General features: G+C 38.4%; 17 protein-coding genes. 10 read left to right on the top strand and 7 right to left on the bottom strand.

Annotated features, from left to right (window positions below):
* The first annotated feature begins 83 nt into the window (after positions 1 to 83).
* From AC27H3_RS06645 to tadA, 3 genes are read left to right on the top strand one after another with little or no spacing between them, the layout of a single operon-like run.
* A complete protein-coding gene (locus AC27H3_RS06645) occupies positions 84 to 686 on the top strand; it encodes an XTP/dITP diphosphatase (RefSeq protein WP_487104724.1) in 603 nt (200 codons plus the stop codon).
* On the top strand, positions 687 to 1,832 hold the full coding sequence (gene hemW, locus AC27H3_RS06640) for a radical SAM family heme chaperone HemW (RefSeq protein ID WP_487104723.1): 1,146 nt from the start codon (positions 687 to 689) through the stop codon (positions 1,830 to 1,832).
* Between the two features lie 6 nt (positions 1,833 to 1,838).
* The gene (gene tadA, locus AC27H3_RS06635; RefSeq protein WP_487104722.1) at positions 1,839 to 2,459 is read left to right on the top strand and encodes a tRNA adenosine(34) deaminase TadA; all 621 of its coding nucleotides are present in this window, start codon (positions 1,839 to 1,841) and stop codon (positions 2,457 to 2,459) included.
* A gap of 42 nt (positions 2,460 to 2,501) precedes the next feature.
* Here tadA and AC27H3_RS06630 read toward each other — a convergent pair whose 3' ends face one another.
* Positions 2,502 to 2,894, bottom strand: coding sequence for a hypothetical protein (locus AC27H3_RS06630; protein ID WP_487104720.1), 393 nt, complete (start codon positions 2,892 to 2,894; stop codon positions 2,502 to 2,504).
* Positions 2,895 to 3,493: 599 nt separating this feature from the next.
* Positions 3,494 to 4,933, bottom strand: coding sequence for a membrane-bound lytic murein transglycosylase MltF (gene mltF / locus AC27H3_RS06625; protein ID WP_487104719.1), 1,440 nt, complete (start codon positions 4,931 to 4,933; stop codon positions 3,494 to 3,496).
* A 185-nt stretch (positions 4,934 to 5,118) separates the two neighbouring features.
* On the opposite strand from mltF, the gene purL reads away from it, so the two are divergent.
* Both purL and AC27H3_RS06615 read left to right on the top strand, forming a co-directional pair.
* Positions 5,119 to 9,069, top strand: a complete 3,951-nt coding sequence (gene purL / locus AC27H3_RS06620) for a phosphoribosylformylglycinamidine synthase (protein ID WP_487104717.1) — start codon at positions 5,119 to 5,121, stop codon at positions 9,067 to 9,069.
* Positions 9,070 to 9,460: 391 nt separating this feature from the next.
* A complete protein-coding gene (locus tag AC27H3_RS06615) occupies positions 9,461 to 10,135 on the top strand; it encodes a nitroreductase family protein (protein WP_487104715.1) in 675 nt (224 codons plus the stop codon).
* Between the two features lie 47 nt (positions 10,136 to 10,182).
* On the opposite strand, the gene AC27H3_RS06610 is transcribed toward AC27H3_RS06615, so the two are convergent.
* A complete protein-coding gene (locus AC27H3_RS06610; protein ID WP_085302260.1) occupies positions 10,183 to 10,395 on the bottom strand; it encodes a hypothetical protein in 213 nt (70 codons plus the stop codon).
* Between the two features lie 9 nt (positions 10,396 to 10,404).
* Positions 10,405 to 10,752 carry a ribonuclease E inhibitor RraB gene (locus AC27H3_RS06605; RefSeq protein WP_085302258.1) on the bottom strand — a complete coding sequence of 116 codons (348 nt, stop codon included), beginning with the start codon at positions 10,750 to 10,752 and terminating at the stop codon, positions 10,405 to 10,407.
* A 213-nt stretch (positions 10,753 to 10,965) separates the two neighbouring features.
* Here AC27H3_RS06605 and AC27H3_RS06600 point away from each other — a divergent pair, with 213 nt between their 5' ends.
* A complete protein-coding gene (locus tag AC27H3_RS06600; RefSeq protein WP_487104712.1) occupies positions 10,966 to 11,829 on the top strand; it encodes an RluA family pseudouridine synthase in 864 nt (287 codons plus the stop codon).
* Between the two features lie 87 nt (positions 11,830 to 11,916).
* Here AC27H3_RS06600 and dapA read toward each other — a convergent pair whose 3' ends face one another.
* The 3 genes from dapA to AC27H3_RS06585 form a co-directional block, all read right to left on the bottom strand.
* Positions 11,917 to 12,825, bottom strand: coding sequence for a 4-hydroxy-tetrahydrodipicolinate synthase (dapA, locus tag AC27H3_RS06595; protein ID WP_487104710.1), 909 nt, complete (start codon positions 12,823 to 12,825; stop codon positions 11,917 to 11,919).
* A 62-nt stretch (positions 12,826 to 12,887) separates the two neighbouring features.
* Positions 12,888 to 13,283: a hypothetical protein gene (locus tag AC27H3_RS06590; RefSeq protein WP_487104708.1), complete on the bottom strand. Its 396-nt coding sequence runs from the start codon at positions 13,281 to 13,283 to the stop codon at positions 12,888 to 12,890.
* A 39-nt stretch (positions 13,284 to 13,322) separates the two neighbouring features.
* Positions 13,323 to 14,105 carry a hypothetical protein gene (locus AC27H3_RS06585; RefSeq protein ID WP_487104707.1) on the bottom strand — a complete coding sequence of 261 codons (783 nt, stop codon included), beginning with the start codon at positions 14,103 to 14,105 and terminating at the stop codon, positions 13,323 to 13,325.
* A 157-nt stretch (positions 14,106 to 14,262) separates the two neighbouring features.
* Here AC27H3_RS06585 and AC27H3_RS06580 point away from each other — a divergent pair, with 157 nt between their 5' ends.
* From AC27H3_RS06580 to AC27H3_RS06565, 4 genes are all read left to right on the top strand, one after another.
* The gene (locus tag AC27H3_RS06580; RefSeq protein WP_487104706.1) at positions 14,263 to 15,543 is read left to right on the top strand and encodes a CinA family nicotinamide mononucleotide deamidase-related protein; all 1,281 of its coding nucleotides are present in this window, start codon (positions 14,263 to 14,265) and stop codon (positions 15,541 to 15,543) included.
* Between the two features lie 199 nt (positions 15,544 to 15,742).
* Entirely contained in the window at positions 15,743 to 16,069 is a 327-nt protein-coding gene (locus AC27H3_RS06575; RefSeq protein ID WP_085302248.1) for a hypothetical protein, read from the top strand.
* A 37-nt stretch (positions 16,070 to 16,106) separates the two neighbouring features.
* Positions 16,107 to 17,792, top strand: coding sequence for a flagellar assembly protein A (locus AC27H3_RS06570; RefSeq protein WP_487104703.1), 1,686 nt, complete (start codon positions 16,107 to 16,109; stop codon positions 17,790 to 17,792).
* A 38-nt stretch (positions 17,793 to 17,830) separates the two neighbouring features.
* Positions 17,831 to 18,604, top strand: coding sequence for a DUF2884 family protein (locus tag AC27H3_RS06565; RefSeq protein ID WP_487104701.1), 774 nt, complete (start codon positions 17,831 to 17,833; stop codon positions 18,602 to 18,604).

Genomic DNA, 18,604 nt, shown 5'->3' with positions numbered 1-18,604 from the left:
ATTCGTGCTTAGGTGCTCCCTCTTTGTTGTAGATTAAGGTATTATGCGCGCCATTGTTATGATTAATTAATTCTAAGGTATTCGTGATGACCACCATTGTATTAGCGACCGGTAACCAAGGTAAAGTAAACGAGCTTGCCAGTTTATTAGCTGCTCAAAATATTGAAATTAAACCCCAGAGCGAATTCAATGTTGGTGAAGTTGCTGAAACCGGCACCACCTTTGTAGAGAACGCGATAATTAAAGCACGCCATGCTGCAAAAATTACCGGTTTACCTGCGATAGCCGATGATTCGGGTTTAGAAGTTGACGCATTAAATGGTGCTCCTGGCGTTTATTCAGCCCGCTATGCCGGCGAAAACGCTAATGATGATGATAATACCAACAAACTTTTAACTGCCTTAGAAAATGTAGCCGATGAACAACGCAGCGCTCGTTTTCATTGTGTATTGGTTTATATGCGTCATGAAAATGATCCTACACCGCTTATTTGTCATGGTGTTTGGCAAGGCAGTATTGCCCGAGAAAAAATAGGCGAGCAAGGTTTTGGATACGACCCGGTGTTTTGGCAAGCAGATCATAAAATGACATCAGCGCAATTACCGCGAGATTTAAAGAATCAACTGAGTCACCGTGGCCAAGCCCTTAAAAAACTTGTACCACAACTTTTAGAAGCCCTACGTTAAATGTTAATTGCACCACCACTTTCGTTATATATTCACATACCTTGGTGTGTTGAAAAGTGCCCTTATTGCGACTTTAATTCTCATGCTTTAAAGCACGCTATTCCTGAGCAAGACTATATTGCGCAGTTATTGCTTGATCTTGACAGCGATATTGAACGCTTTGGCTTGCATAACAGACCTTTGCATTCAATTTTTATTGGTGGTGGTACACCAAGCTTATTTTCAGCGCCGGCAATTGAACAGCTATTAACCGCAGTGTTACAACGCTTTGAACATAAAGCCGATATTGAGATAACTTTAGAAGCTAACCCTGGCACTGTTGAAGCTGAAAAATTTATTGGTTTTTTTAATGGCGGTGTTTCAAGGTTATCTATTGGAGTACAAAGCTTTGCCTCAGATAAATTAATAAAGCTTGGTAGAATACATGATAGCGAGCAAGCCAAAGTTGCAGCTAATTTAGCTAACGAGTGTGGCGTTAAAAGCTTCAATCTTGATTTAATGCATGGCTTACCCGACCAAACCGTAGCTCATGCCCTTGATGATTTAAAAACGGCGATTCGCTTAAATCCTAGCCATATTTCATGGTATCAATTAACGATAGAGCCTAATACCGCATTCCACTCACGACCGCCTAAATTACCACAAGATGAAGTGCTGTGGAGTATTCAAGACCAAGGCATTGCTTTATTAAATGCTGCGGGTTATCAACAATATGAAATTTCTGCTTATAGTAAGCCTGAATTTCAATGTCAGCATAACCTTAACTATTGGCAGTTTGGCGACTACTTGGGTATTGGTTGTGGTGCACATGGTAAAATTACCGATGTAACCAAACAAACCATTTACCGCACGGTAAAAATAAAGCACCCCAAAGGCTATTTAGATACCAATAGAAAAGCACTTGATCAGCTTAATACTGTTTCAGCACAAGAGTTACCTTTTGAATACATGATGAACCGATTACGCTTATTTTCAGGTTTCTCATTGGATGAGTACCAAGCCTATACGGGGTTAAATATTGAGACAATTTTACCTACACTTTTAGAAGCTAAAGCTAAAAACTTAATGGAATTTGACGGTGAGTTGTGGTCAGTTAGCAAACTTGGACACCGTTACCTTAACGACTTATTAGAAATGTTTTTATAACCTGCGATGACAAAAAATTTAACCATTAATCTCGACCCAACAGAAATAAGTCATGATAGAGACCTGTCTGGCTCAAAGTTTACTGACTCAAAGCTTACCGAGCAGTGTCTTTCAAAAAGTAGTATTGCTCAGAATAGCTTTTCTGAAGCAGATAGTAAGTTTATGCACCGTGCCATTGAGTTAGCTAACATTGCTGATAGCCACAATGAAATACCCGTTGGCGCTGTTATCGTTTGCAATGGTGAAATTGTCGGGGAAGGTTTTAACCAATCCATTATGAATAACGACCCTTCTGCCCATGCTGAAATGGTCGCCATTCGTGATGCTGGTAAAAAGTTACAAAATTATCGTCTGCTCGATTGCACGCTATACGTAACGTTAGAGCCCTGCCCTATGTGTGCAGGCTTATTAGTGCATAGCCGAATAAATCGCTTAGTATTTGCCAGTAAAGATTTAAAAACAGGTGCAGCAGGTAGTGCGTTTTCATTATTGAACCATGAGAAACACAATCATCAAGTCGCGGTAAACTCTGGTCTTTTAGCACAAGAGTGTAGCGACATGCTTTCTGCATTTTTTAAACGCAGAAGAGCAGAAAAAAAATCTGAAAAGCTCGCCAGAAAAAAATGACAATATAATTGAATGTGCGAATTTATATACTAATATTTTTATTTAACAAGCAACTACAGACTGATTTGCTAGCCAAAGCTTTGCCGATTCAATATCATAAAATTCAAGTCGATTTTGACATTCAAACATTGCAGGCTGTTCATTTTTTGCCATTTCAGCATAAATAGCGTGATGATAAACAGCAGCCCAAGCAAGACAATTTTGCTTATTCACCCACGAAAAATAATCGTTGGATATTTTATGTGCTGCAGGTGTACTACCTTCATAGCCAGTGCAATTAAATAACACACCAAAGGCTTTACCATTCAAACTGTCAACCTTGGCTTGTATTTGTAAACAAGCTGACTTTGTTGCAAGTTCATTAAATGAACCAATTAAGGTAATGCTTAATAAATTACCTTTAAGTACAACAGAATAAACTCCATGTTCAACCATTGTTAAAACACCTTCCAAAATAAGGACTTAATTAAGTTTTGCTAAATATTTTTAGATATAAAAGTCGTACTAATAAGTATTTAATGACCTATTAATATATTTATAAATAATTGATTTTTCGACGCTTGCTCGAGAATATCAAGTTTTGATACTGAGTTTTGTATTATAACTATTTAAGTCATTACTAAGCTGTTGTAAAAGTGTAACTCAAGATTGGGAAACTAGAAAAAACAAAAAGTATAAAAAAGTAATTAGCGTAAACTTCAGTAGCTATTTCAACTATCTTCTAAAGTTTTTATAGTATCGACAGCGCTAGCGCTATGAAAATGATCGGATGCAAATTGGGTATGACGTCGATTTGCTAACCTTATTTTGTGACGTTTTAAGGTTCTTTTTCTTTGATTACTAATAAAGCATCTTTTAAATTTCATATTAACCTCTTGCCTTGCACATAAACACCAAAACAGTAAAACCTCACTACATTAATTTTTTACTCTATTAATTAGCCGGAATGTAGCAAGTTCAGTTTTATTTTAATTAGTATCTCTTATGTTTATGACACTTTAATGAAATAAACTCAAACGCTATCATATCCCCTTTTAGTTTGCTTGTTCGTTGTAGGTCGTTAACTCTGTTTTCTGGGCAATTTGTTTCGCTTGATCATCCATCCAAGTTAAGGTGTCGTAATAACGGCGAATATTTTCAACATAATTAACCGGTTCATCACCTCGAGCGTAACCATAGCGCGTTTTTTTATAATATTTTTTCTGCTTAAGTAGAGGTAAACGCTCTTTTACTTCCACCCAACGGTCGGGATCGCCACCTTGTTGTTTAGTAATATTTCGCGCATCGTTTAAATGCCCTAGCCCTATATTATAGGAAGCTAAAGCAAACCATAATCTATCTGGAGAAGGTACTCTATCTGGCATTCGAGCTATCATTTGTTTGAAATATTTAGCGCCACCTCGTATGCTTTGTTCAGCATCAAGTCGACTTTTAATGCCCATTTGCTTTGCCGTTGGCAACGTTAGCATCATCATGCCACGAACACCAGTGTAAGAACGAGCGTGAGGCTCCCAATGTGATTCTTGGTAACTTATGGCCGCGAGTAAACGCCAATCAACGTCTTGACCATATTTTTCAAACAAAGGTTGATACTTAGGTAGCTTCTGCTCTATTGCTTTAATAAACATACGGGTATCAACATAGTTAAATTCTTCTATGTGCCCGTAATGCTTGTCATTTAATGCTAATAACACACCGTTATGATGCACTTGACCAAAGAACTCAATTAAGCTGGCAAAAATAGTATCGTCATTATTTTTATTAATCATCCACGCTAAAGATTCTTCTTTTAATATCGTAAAACCGATACTAATTTCAGGATAGTATCTACGGCTAATTGCCAAGGTATTGGTATCTGCAATGGTGTAGTCGATTTCATCTGAAAGTACACGCAACAGAAGCTCTTCGCTATCAAGCTCACTGGTAGTCGACCAAACAAGCTCAGGATTAGATACCTTTAATTGCGCTAAGCTCTCTACATGGCTAGATTGTTCAAGCACCTCCAGCTTTCCGGTTAAATCGGCAAGCTTACGCGGCCTGATATTACCCTGTTTAAAAACTAGCTTTTGGCTTACGCTGTCATAACTTGGCGAAAAGTGATAATTTTTCAAGCGATTTTCAGTAACCGCTAGTCCGGCAGCAAGGATATCGACGCTGCCATTATCAAGTTGTTGAAACAATTCGTTTAAATTGTAGCTAGGCATCATTTTTAATTCGACACCTAAAAACTGTGCATATTTTTGTGCTAGTTCATATTCGAAGCCAGCAGGCCCTTCGGCATCAAGATAATAGCTCGTGTTGCCATAAAGCGTACCAACCGTTATGTAACCTCTATCAATAATTCTCTGTAAGTTTGCAGACGTCTCTTGGTTTTCACATGCGCTTAGCAAAACAATAAAGGGTAATAAAAACAAGGCTAATTGCTTTTTTACACTCACTTTATCGGCGAATAATTTTATTTGTTTTTTTATCATAATTGCTATTGTCACGTGAAATGAGATATTTAAAAAGCTATTTTTAATTTGGCGTGTATTTTGACGCTAAAAACTTGGCTTGAAAAGAGACAAATCGTTTCTATAATGAGCCTATTTAAACTATAATACGCGCGTTTTTTATCCTTAATTAATCTAACCCGGTGAAATAGACTATGTCGATGTTGATGAAAACCTTTCGTGGTGCACCAGCACTATCTGAATTTAGAGTAAACAAACTACTGAATCAGTGCTCAGAGCTGCAACTGCCCATTACGGATATCTATGCTGAGTTTACTCACTTCGCTCATATTTCCGAAGCTTTAAGTGATGATGAGTCTACTGTTTTAGCGCAATTACTTAAGTATGGACCCACCATTGAAGAACACGAACCTGTTGGCCAATTCCTCCTTGTAACACCTCGACCTGGCACTATTTCACCTTGGTCATCAAAGTCTACCGATATTGCAAACAACTGTGGTTTATCTAAAGTTATTCGTCTTGAACGCGGTTTATCTTATTATATTAGTACTGAAAACGCTGCGACTTTAACACCTGTCCAACAAACATCATTAAATAACTTGATTCATGACCGCATGATGGAAACTGTATTTACTGATACCACTGAAGCCACGGCATTATTTGCTAGTGCTGAACCCGGTGAACTAACCAGTATCGACATTGAAAATGGTGGCAAAAATGCGTTAGTTGCTGCCAATATTGATTTAGGCCTTGCCCTAGCTGACGACGAAGTTAATTACTTATTTGAAAACTTCACCAAACTAGGCCGAAACCCTCACGACATTGAACTTTACATGTTTGCTCAAGCCAACTCTGAGCATTGTCGTCACAAAATTTTTAACGCTGACTGGACTATCGATGGCGTAAAGCAACCCAAATCATTATTTAAAATGATCCGTAACACGCATGAAGTGAACCCTGATTTTGTCTTAAGTGCATACAAAGATAACGCTGCGGTTATGGTAGGTAATAAAGGCGGTCGTTTCTTCCCAAATTCAGAAACGAATGTTTATGGTTATCACCATGAAGACATTCAAATATTAATGAAGGTTGAAACCCATAACCACCCTACGGCTATTTCTCCTTACCCTGGTGCTGCAACTGGCTCTGGTGGTGAAATTCGTGATGAAGGCGCTACCGGTATTGGTTCAAAACCTAAAGCAGGCTTAGTCGGTTTCTCTGTTTCAAACTTACGTATTCCCGGTTTCGAACAACCATGGGAAACTGATTTTGGTAAACCCAACCGTATAGTTTCTGCTTTAGATATTATGACTGAAGGCCCATTGGGCGGTGCAGCATTTAACAACGAGTTTGGTCGCCCGGCTATTTTAGGCTATTTCCGTACTTACGAAGAACAAGTTAACTCGTTTAACGGCAGCGAAGTACGCGGCTACCACAAACCTATTATGTTGGCCGGTGGTTTAGGTAACATTCGTGATGAACATGTGCAAAAGCGTGAGATTGTTGTTGGCGCTAACTTAATTGCCTTAGGTGGCCCAGCAATGAACATCGGCCTTGGTGGCGGTGCGGCTTCTTCAATGGCCTCAGGACAATCTGCTGAAAACTTAGATTTTGCTTCTGTACAACGTGAAAACCCAGAAATGGAACGTCGATGCCAAGAAGTTATCGACAAATGTTGGCAGCTAGGCGAAGAAAACCCTATCGCCTTTATTCATGATGTTGGCGCAGGTGGTTTATCAAACGCTTTCCCTGAGCTTGTTTCTGATGGCGGCCGTGGTGGTGTTTTTGAACTACGTAAAGTACCCAATGACGAGCGCAGCATGGCACCACATGAAATATGGTGTAACGAATCTCAAGAACGTTATGTTATCGCGGTATCAGACAAGAACTTAGCCCGATTTGAACAAATATGCCAACGCGAACGTGCACCGTTTGCTGTCGTTGGTCGTGCCACAGAAGAAGAACATTTAACGGTTACTGATGAACACTTTGCCGGTAACGATAAACTCGCGACTCCCATTGATTTACCGCTTGATGTTTTATTAGGTAAAACCCCTAAAATATTTAAAGATGTTGAGTCAAAAGTTGCCACTGGCGATAACTTTAGCGTTGCAGATATTACTCTGGCTGATGCCGCTGAACGTATTTTATCTTTACCCACTGTGGCAGAGAAAACCTTCTTAATTACCATAGGTGATCGCTCAGTAACCGGTATGGTTAATCGCGATCAAATGGTTGGTCCTTGGCAAGTGCCTGTTGCCGATTGTGGCGTTACGGCATCTGCGCTTGACTCTTATCACGGCGAAGCTATGTCGTTAGGCGAGCGTACACCAGTGGCTTTATTAAACTTTGGCGCATCTGCTCGTTTAGCCGTAGCAGAGTCGTTAACGAATATTGCCGGTACTGATATTGCAGGTGCTGACGGTGATAGATTAAACCGTATTAAACTTTCAGCTAACTGGATGTCGCCAGCAGGTCACCCAGGTGAAGATGCAGGCTTATATGAAGCCGTTAAAGCCATTGGTGAAGAGCTGTGTCCTGCGCTGGGGCTAACTATTCCTGTGGGTAAAGACTCAATGTCGATGAAAACCCAATGGGATGAAAATGGTGCGCAGAAATCTGTAACATCACCCATGTCACTTATAATTACTGCCTTTGGTGCTGTTGAAGATATTCGTAAAACCGTTACTCCTGAGCTAAGAATAGATCAAGGTGATACACGTTTAGTTGCTATTGACTTATCAAAAGGTAAAAACCGTTTAGGTGGTTCATGTTTAGCACAAGTTTATAAACAACTTGGTAAAGAAACGCCTGACGTTGATTGTCCTGAAACCTTGAAAAACTTCTTCAATGCTATGCAAACCTTAGTGCGTGATGAAAAGCTTATTGCCTATCATGACATTTCAGACGGCGGTTTATTTACCACGGTTGTAGAAATGGCGTTTGCTGGCCACACCGGTGTTGATATTGATTTAAGCAAACTTACTTCAACGTCTGGTAATGATGTAGATGTTTTATTTAGTGAAGAGCTTGGTGCTGTAATACAAATTCGTGAAAGCGATGTTGATGCTATTCACGCAGTTTTTGCTAAGTTTAGTATTGAAGAGTGTTGTACTGACATTGGCCGTATCAATAATGAAGACACTATCCGCTTTAGCCGCGATGGCGAAGTTGTGTTAGAAAATTCGCGCACATACTACCGCACTACATGGGCTAAAACGACTCATAAAATGCAATCGTTACGCGACAACCCAGAATGTGCCCAGCAAGAACACGATGTTAAGTTTGATACTGAAGATCCAGGCCTAAATGCAGACTTAAGCTTTGATATCAATGAAGATATTGTGGCCGATTTAATGGCTAAAGATGCGCAAAACTCAACTAACCCACGTATTGCTATTTTGCGTGAACAAGGTGTTAACTCGCATGTTGAAATGGCAGCAGCTTTTGATCGTGCTGGTTTTGTTGCTATCGATGTACATATGTCAGACATTTTATCGGGTCGTACAGACTTAGCCGACTTTAATGGCTTAGTGGCTTGTGGCGGTTTCTCATACGGTGATGTTTTAGGTGCTGGTGAAGGTTGGGCAAAATCAATATTGTTCAACAAAAATGCTAAAGCTATGTTCAAAGCATTTTTTGAGCGTGAAGATACTTTCTCGCTAGGTGTTTGTAATGGCTGTCAAATGCTGTCAAACCTAAAAGAAATTATTCCGGGCTCAGAAGCTTGGCCACGCTTTGTTCAAAACAAATCAGAACGATTTGAAGCACGCTTTAGCTTGGTAGAAATACAAGAAACGCCATCTATCTTCTTTGAAGGCATGGCCGGCTCTCGTATGCCAATCGCAGTTTCTCACGGTGAAGGTCGTGCAGAGTTTAGCTCTGATGATGCTATTGATAATGCAAATGAGTCTGGCACAGTAGCCATACGTTATGTTGATAACTATGGTCATATTACTGAAACTTACCCAGCGAACCCGAACGGTTCACCTGATGGTATTACCGCGCTTACCACAACAGATGGTCGTGTTACTATTATGATGCCACACCCTGAGCGTGTATTTCGCACCGTTGCTAACTCATGGCACCCAGACGAATGGCAAGAAGATTCACCTTGGGTACGTATGTTCCGCAACGCCCGTAAATTTATTGGCTAAGCAATGGTTGCTTGCCTTTAAATGCTAATGATGAATAAAGCGCCTTTTGGCGCTTTTTTCTTATGTTACTTCTACTTACGCTATACACCTTTATTTTATACCAATTGATATAAACAATCGATCATTCTAAAGCGGTTTAACTATCCAGTATCTACGTTGCTTTCAATCCCAATAGCCTGCTATTGCTCGACAATTGCTCCTGCATTGTTCTACTTACGGGAATCCATACCCTAATCAATCAAGCGCCTTGCTACTGAAAATTTATCCTCGTTTAAAATTGATCGATTCATTAAATCAATTGGTATAAGTCTTCACCCTTAATTCCTACGATAGGCTTGCTATTTTAATAACTTTCTCGATATTCTATAGAAAAATAAGAATAGGAATATCCATGCAAGATCATGACTCATCGCCACTAAGCGATTATATTGAATACCCAAGCGAAGAAATGTTACAGCGCTCAGCTGACTTTTACGAAAATATCAAACGCCGCCATAGTATCCGTAGCTTTAGTGACCGCCCTGTCGCTAAAGAAATTATAGAAAACTGTATTAAAGCAGCAGGTACTGCGCCGAACGGGGCCAATCATCAACCTTGGCATTTTGTTGCTATTAGTGATCAAAATGTTAAACAACAGATACGCCAGCAAGCAGAAATTCATGAAAGTAACTTTTATCAAGGGCGAGCTAGTGATGAGTGGCTTGATGCATTGAAACCACTAGGTACTGACGCGAATAAACCATATTTAGAGCATGCACCTTGGCTTATTGCTATTTTTAGTGAGAAAAAAGGCGGTATTGCCATTGAAGATAAAAACACCAATTATTATGTTCATGAGTCGGTTGGAATTGCTACAGGTTTTTTAATTAATGCTTTGCATGCTAGTGGGCTAGTTACGTTAACGCATACGCCGAAACCGATGTCATTTTTAAGCAAAATTTGTAATCGCGATGACAACAGTCGCCCTTACATGCTTATAATTGCTGGCTACCCAAGTGAAGATGCCACAGTGCCACATCATGCAACAACCAAGAAAGCTTTGGCTGATATTGCCACTTTTCTTTAATTAGTTGCAATAAGTAATATATAAAGCGCTAGCCATTATTTAGCGCTTTACATTACAAAGTCTAATGCGATATCTGTACAGCCTTTCGCACAAAATAGCCCTGTTGTTTTCTTGTCTTCTGGCAAGCTGACGCGAATAGGCGTACCACATTGCGTACATGCTATTTCTCGCCCTGCCAGCACTTTTTTAATTAAAGCTTTTTGATCGTTAAATGATTTAGCACTTAGACTTTTTAATCGCTTAAATTGCTGTTCATCCATTATATAGCCTTATTTACTCGAATCGACACAGTACCAGCCGTCGTACTTACCAGAAAATGGTGTCGCGCTAGTCATAAGTAGCTCTTGATAAGCGGCAATATTTTCATAACTGGCTGACATATAAGGGTAAGCTGTTATTTCCCAAGGAAACTTGTCATCGCCTTGGTAAGGACAAAAAGATAACTTCTGGTTATTTTCTAATAGTAGTTGACCAAATTTTAACGCTTGTTCTTCACTCGGAAAAATTATAGAAAATTCAAACTCTCTTTCTACGTTTAAATCATCACCTCCGGTTAACATATCCCATAAGGCGTTACCGACATTATCAAGAGGAAATAACGTTTCATTACGTTGCATAGTTTGTTCTCGCTTTATTTTACGTGTTTTTACTGCTTTTACTTTAGGCGGGTATTTTATCGATCTCTGGGGCTAAAAACCAACTCCATTTCGCTAAATTTAATTAATATATATTTTTAAGTAAGATAACTCAAAGAAGATAGTTTTAGTCATGCCCTTTCGCTTAAGAAACTTGTTAAACTAGCGCGTCATTATTTATTGAGTAACTTGGTTTTGAAAAAATTTGAATGTCATATCAATATTGATCGTGAGATTAGTATCATTGAAGCTCTGCAAATTCAATGCGACTTAACGGTGAGTGAAATTAAAAAGTCGATTGATAAAGGTGCATTGTGGCATAGTCGCGGTAAGAGTACTCAGCGTTGCCGACGTTTGAAAAAAAAGTTACAAATCGACGATAAACTACATTTTTATTATGACGAAAGTGTTTTATCAAAAATACCAACACCGGCAACTCTCATTGCTGATTTAACTCACTACAGTGTTTGGTATAAGCCTTATGGTATGTTATCTCAAGGCTCTAAATGGAGTGACCATTGCACCATAACTCGCTGGGCACAAAAGAATTTACAACCTGAGCGTGCTGTATTTTCTGTTCATCGCTTAGATCGCGCTGCCACGGGGTTAATTTTAGTAGCACACACAAAAAAGGCCGCTCAAGCATTAAGTTTGCTGTTTGAACAACATCAAATTGAAAAAACATATCATATTATTGTGCGTGGCGATCACCAACAACGCCCACAACCTGAAACAGTCGATATGCAGGTTGACGGTAAATCAGCTCGAAGTCATTTTCTTTATCTTGAATATAATCAGCAAAGAGATTGGTCATTACTGAAAGTAAATATTGAGTCAGGTCGAAAACATCAAATTCGTATCCATGCTGCAAGTATTGGCCAAGGTGTTGTTGGTGACAGATTACATGGTAAAGCTTCAGAGCTAAATGCTCTTGATGACAGAGACCAAGACATTGATCTCCAACTGTGCGCTGTAGAGTTAATATTTATCTGTCCAATACAACAAGTTAAGCTACATTTTTCAGTACCTGAAGCGTTACGACCGCAATTAGAGCGATAATCTAGTACTTGGCAAGAATGTTTTAGAAACAAAAACGCCGCTCTGATGAAGGTAGCGGCGCTTAAAAATTTTATTGTTTTTTAATGATTAACAGCAATACGTAAAATCGTTATCTGCCATTAGCATCAGTTTATCACCCACTAATTCATCACTTGCTATTTCAGTCAGTAGCGCTAAACCTTGTTCACGTTGAATCTTAGTTAATGCTTTATATGGCATTCTAAAAATTGGCGCTACCGCGCCTGTCATCATCAATGCCGTGTTGATGGCAATTGGGTTAGGTTCACAAAACAGCCATTGCATTAATGGTTCCATGCGTTGCTGCAAACTATCATTAGGTGTATCCATTAACTGTCTCATTAAACTCGGTACGATATTCGATGTAACAGAAATAACACCATGCGAGCCATGCTTATGACGCCCTGCTGCACTTTCATCATCGTTACCTGACCAACAAGCTATGCCTCGCTCTTCATAATAAGCTATACGTTCATTACCGGTACACTCTTTAACGCCAATAAAGTTTTTGTGCTTTGATAACGGTTCAATTATATCAGGCGTTAAATCTTGTCCTGTACGACCAGGCACGTTATAAATAAATGCAGGCCCAATATCGAGTAACTTGCCAAAATGTGCAGCTACGCCCGCACTAGAGCTACGCCCATAATAAGGATTAATTTGTAATGTTGCATCCATACCTGCAGCGAAACCATATTGGGTGGCTTTAATTGCTTCGCGTGTATTATTGCTACCGGTATTGCCAATAATAAGTAAATCTTTACCATGCTTGTGAACACTATGCGCAATAAGAATTAAATGCTCTTCCCAAGTTAATAAGTGCCCTTCACCTGTTGTTCCGCCAACTATAATGCCATCAACACCTGCTTTAACCTGTTCAGCGACTAATTGATCATAGGTATTAAAATCTATATCGCCTTTAGCATTAAATGGCGTTTTAATTGCCGTCATTAAACTGGCTGCTTTAAATTGCTTCATCGGAACTCTCAAAATGATTAATGGAAACTGAAATGTAAGAAGGCGCTTATGTCACTCGTACTTTAACTGAGCGCAATATTATCAATAACTCGGCGCAGGATAAACACTTCATTACTTATGATATGTTGATATTCGAAAATTTGACTGTTTAAATTTAAAACTCGGTATGCATGATAATTATCATCATGCTCTAAATCTGCAGCATAATGTGCTTCATTAATAAATTCACTTTTACTTATGGTGAAGTGAATATCTCCCACCAGGCCCCAGTCACCTGACTCGACTGACTGCTCTGAAACGTTGCCATGGTCATCATGTTGAATAAACGTAAATTCGTAACGACCATCCGATGAAATTTCGGCAAATTCTGTAAATAAATGGCCGTCATCATCTCGATCACTGCGATACCATTTACCAAACAGAAGTGCTCGATTATACAACTGTGAATTATTGCTCATTTTATCAACGTCTTGTTAATTTAACTAAGGAAGAAAAATTTAATTGGCTAGAGCTTCAATTATACCGTATTTACGCTTTAGTTCAGCTATTTGTTTACTATGGGTATTTAAAAACTCATTAAATTCTTGCAGGATTTCAGGATGTAGGATAGTAGAAAAGTGAAAGGCATATCGTTCATGCTTAATTTGCTTATTTAGCACAATTGCATCTTGGTTCTTTCCCATCCGCTTAAGCGCATGAACTATTACATTTTTTTCAATATTAATGGCATCTAAATTACCATGTAAAAGGTGCTTAACTAGGCTAAAAGTAGAATTTGACTCTATTATTTCAATCGAGTTGTTTTGCACACGTTCAACCCAAAGCGTAGGATAAAAGCCATACATTGTACCTAAACGCTTTATCGCTTGTTCTGGTAAATTTCTATTTTTTTTAAGTACATAGCTACCCGAGGTTAAATGTAAAATAGGCTTGCTATAGCTTATATTTAACTTTTTACTTTCTGCTGATCGCCAACGCACATTGTCTGGAAACTTAAAATCGATACTTTCTTCAGCAAACCACTTGTCGAACCGTTTCACGGGTAATGAAACGAATTGAAACTTGTAACCATGCTGCTGAAAAAAAGTACTGAGTAACTCTTTCGAAAAACTTTTTTGATTAGATTGCTTTGCAGAAAAATCATAAAATGGGTAATAACTAACGTCTTCAACACCTATTATGTATTCTTTTGCGTGTAACTTATTACTCAAACAAGCAGAAAGCATAACCAAGTAAATTGATAGCGTAAATATCGACCACCCGTTAAAATATTTTGTCACTTATATACCTAACTTGTGAGTTTGAATTAATCTAATAATCATAATGCATATTGTTGTCGGTGTAAAAAACAGACAAGTTAATAAATAAAAATTACTGCGCAATTCAGCTATTTTTTCGTTAACATAAAGCATGAGTATAATTGAATTTTGGAGCAGTATGGCTAAGCAAGTGAATTTATTGTTAACGGGCGACGAATTAATGAATGGTGATGTTATCGACACTAACTCACTCATGTTTGCTGAACAACTTAACGATATTGGCTTAACAATTAGAAAAAAAGTTACTATTGCTGATGACTTAGCGCTTTTACAAGCAGAAATCACTAAACTAAGTCAATCTGCCGACATTCTTATTATTAACGGTGGCCTTGGCCCGACGGTAGACGACCTCACTTCACAAGCTTTAGCACTAGCATGTAACGTTGAGCTTGAACTAAATTCAAAGGCACACCACCATTTAAAAAACTGGGCACAGCGAAGACAGACCACGCTGAACAAGCCAAACTTGAAACAAGCTTATCTACCTTTGGGATGCGATATTATTGCCAATGAAACAGGTAGTGCCGTAGGGTTTAGCATGGTATTAAATCAATGCCTTATTTTATGTACTCCTGGCGTACCAAGCGAATTAACTCATATGCTAAAAGATGAGATAATCCCTTCTTTAACAACATTATTTCCTGACTCAACCACGTTTAATATGTCTCGTATGCAGACCTTTGGATTGGGTGAATCTACGTTACAAGCACTTATAAATGACAAGCTGCCCAATTGGCCAAAAGAAATAGCCATTGGCTTTAGAACAGCAATGCCACTTTTAGAAGTTAAATTAAGTGTTCAAGGTACACAAGAGCAAACAATTCTGGCTGACTGGCAAAATAAACTAAGCTTGTTGATAGGTGATCATGTTTTAGGTTTAGGAAAAAATAACAATACAACTATCGCAGAATATGTCGTACCGCTGTTAGCTCAAACAAAACAAAAAATTACGGTGGCTGAATCTTGCACAGGTGGATTAATTGCGAGTCAAATTACCGCAATACCAGGTTCTTCTGCCGTGTTTGAAGCGGGTTTTGTTACTTACTCAAATAGCATGAAAACAAAACTACTTAATGTACCTAGCCAAACGTTAGTAAATTATGGCGCAGTAAGTAAACAAACGGTGTTAGCTATGGCTGAAGGCGCATTAGAAAAATCAAGTGCTGATTTCGTTATTGCTGTTTCTGGTATAGCAGGGCCTGATGGCGGAACAGCAGAAAAGCCCGTAGGTTCAGTTTGGATAGCTTGGGGTGGGAAGCACACTTTACAGGCAAAGTATTACTGCATTCCTGTTGCTAGAAAGTACTTTCAACAACTGGTTGCTGCTAGAAGCTTAGATTTAATTCGAAGACTTTTAATCAACAGTGAAGAAAGCCCAAACTATAACCGAGTAAAATAAACAAATATCTGAAACGGGTAAAGATAAAGTTTTTATATTGCTTAGTAATTCAATTGTTTATATATTTAGTAATAAGGATATATTGGTAGTTCAAGTTTATTATTAACAATAAATGGTCATAGTCAATTAGATAAAATTTAAAGTGTGCTTAAGCCGTTAAAGAGTGCGTAGAAACCGATTTAACATAAAGGAGAATACTTTGAACGAAAAGAACTTTATCACTAGTGGTAGAAACACCATTATTCACAAAAATAGAAAGTTTGATTTACTTGTTGTTAATGGAAATCACCCTGTGGTGATAGTAGGTCATGCGAGTATCGAACTATATAATGGCGTAATGCCTGTTAAGCGCTCTGAAGCAAAAAAAGCTTACCAAGAGCTAGTAGATGTTAGTATGGCTGAAGTCTTCGGCGAAGAAAAAACGTTGATATTTGTTCAAGCCTTAGATAACAAAGAATATAAGCTAGATTATTCAAAAGTAGGCACAATAAATTTTATAAAAGTTCATCAGCAAAATTACATATAGAAACGATGACACTATGCAGTAATGGAGTTTTAGGCGTGTGACAAAGGCGAGATTAGTAAGTAACAATAAAAATAATATAGACCTAGTGCTGTCTCCAATCAAAACAGAATCAGTACTAACGGTAGCTGATATTCAAGAATTAATTGAAAGCTCCTCCTACCGTAATTTGTATGTTGTTAATGGTAATGTTAAGAATGCCATTGCTGAACTTAAAAGTGTTTTAAAGCCTTTGAAAGAAGGTCATACAGGCCGAGAAATAAAGTATCAAATACTTGAGCGACGCGATGCAACTTTTGCAATTGAAATTGCCGGCGATTTAATGTCGGCCACTGCAGAAGTTACCACGGCGTTCGGCGGTAAACACTTTAGTGCAAAAGAGATTTTAAATTTAGCTCAGGCGAGTAATGTCTGTAAAGGCTTTAGCAAAGAAAAGCTAGTCAAACTTGCAGAGCAAGCAACTAAAGAGCCGCCTGGCTCTGTTGTTAAAGGTGAAATAGCACATGGTAAACTTCCTATTGATGGCAAAAATGCCTATATAAAACATTTAGTTGAAAGCGCACAAGATCGAATATTACAACCAAAAGAACGCGATGATGGCAGCGTAGATATGCGTGACTTAGGTGATATAATCTGTGTAAAAATTGGTGACCCACTCGCGAAAAAAATCCCTTACACTGATGGGATATTAGGATATACCGTTACTGGTGAAATACTCCCCCCCTCACCAGGCGCTGACATTGAAATGTGTGTTGGTGAAGGCACTATTTTAAGCGAAAAGAACAACAGCATCTTAATTTCTACCCTTATTGGGCTTCCTCGTATTATTGAAAATGGTATGGAAGTTGATAGTGTTTATCGTCTTAAAAGTGTCGATATTAGTACCGGTCATGTGAAGTTTGAAGGCAGTGTTATAATCGATGGTAATGTCGGTGAAGGCATGAAAGTGACAGCAACCGGGGATATATCAATCGGCGGTTTTGTTGAGTCTGCTACGCTAGATGCTGGTAGAGATATTACGATTGGCAATGGCATTATTGGTAAAAAACAAGATATTGAAGTGCTCGATGTGTCAAAAGCAAGAATGAGCGTTAATATTAAAGCAGGCGGCAAAGTTTACGCTAAATACAGCCAATACGCCGACATCACTTGTGATTCATTAAGAATTGAAAAACAAGTGATGCATAATATTATCAGAGTTGATAAAAGTTTGTGGGTTGGAAACAAAGATAGAGCCAATGGTAAGCTTATTGCTGGTTATACTAGTGCAGGAGAGTTTGTAAGTGCAGGTATTATTGGTGCCACCGCAGGTAGTTTCACCATTATCACTTTTTCAGATAAAATGAATGATTACTTACAAAGAATCGAGCAGATTGATCTCGCCATTAAAACTGAAACTGACCAATCTAACGAGTTAAGAGTTGCCGCCACTAAATTAAAAAGCTTGCCAAAAGAGAAAGCGAAGCCAGAATTGTTATCAAAAGTAGCAGCTAACTATAAGTACCATATAGAGAAGATAACAGAGCTAGTTTTTGAAAAAGAATCACTTGATGAGATATTACAAGAGTACATGAATAACGTATTTGTTGAAGCTAACGAAAGAGTTTATCATGGTGTTCAAGTAACGATTGGAGAGTTTCAAGAAAAAAGCCTTCGTGAATATGGTCCAAGTCGTTTTAAATACAACGAAAGAAAAGTTCATATCACCCCATTGGTTTCAATATAAATTTCACCCTAAAATCCCGATAAAAATGGAGTGTTGTTATGGCATTTATTGCTCGTAGCCTATTAATAATTTGTTTATGTATTAGCACCGCAAACGCTCAACAATGTGATATTAATTTTAACTATGGTGTAATAATTGACCCTGCACACCTGCGCATAGTTAACCAAGGTCAAACTTATGTGCAGATAAATGGGCAGCATCAGTTATTTGTTAACGGCCGTGAAATACAACTGACCAGTGAGCAAAAAGTTCAATTAAGTGAATACACACAAGGAATAAGATCACAAGTTCCTGCAATTGTATCAATAGCGATTGAAGGCGTTGAATTAGGATTAAAAGCGGTTAACAAAGTCATTAGCAGCCTAACCGGCGAAAACAGTGCTTCGCATCAGCAGTTCCAAGATAAATTTGATGAAATGAAATGGCGACTGCGCTCTCGCTTTAACCACAGTGACGAAAGCTACTATATTGCACCACAAGATTTCGATGATTTTGATGAGATTTTTGCCGGTGAATTCGAAAGTGAAATAGAAGCCATTGTGACTGATTCTGTTGGCACAATTTTAATCGCCGTTGGTGAAGCCATGACCCATAAAGAAGAACAAAGTACAGAACAACGCGTTGAAACCTTTGACCAGCGCATAGAAACCATGGGAAATGACATAAAGCTAGATATTAGCAAACAAGCTAACGCTTTAGAAAATAAGGCCGAAATAATTTGTTCAACGTTAATGAAGTTAGATGAGATAGAAAATAAACTTCAATTAGAAATACCTGCTTTGGCTGAGTTCAACTTAATTGAAACCAACTAG

The organism is Colwellia sp. NW0002-52-1, from assembly GCF_057550865.1.
Note: the sequence above shows the minus strand (reverse complement) of the source record. Positions and strands in the feature narration are given on the sequence as shown.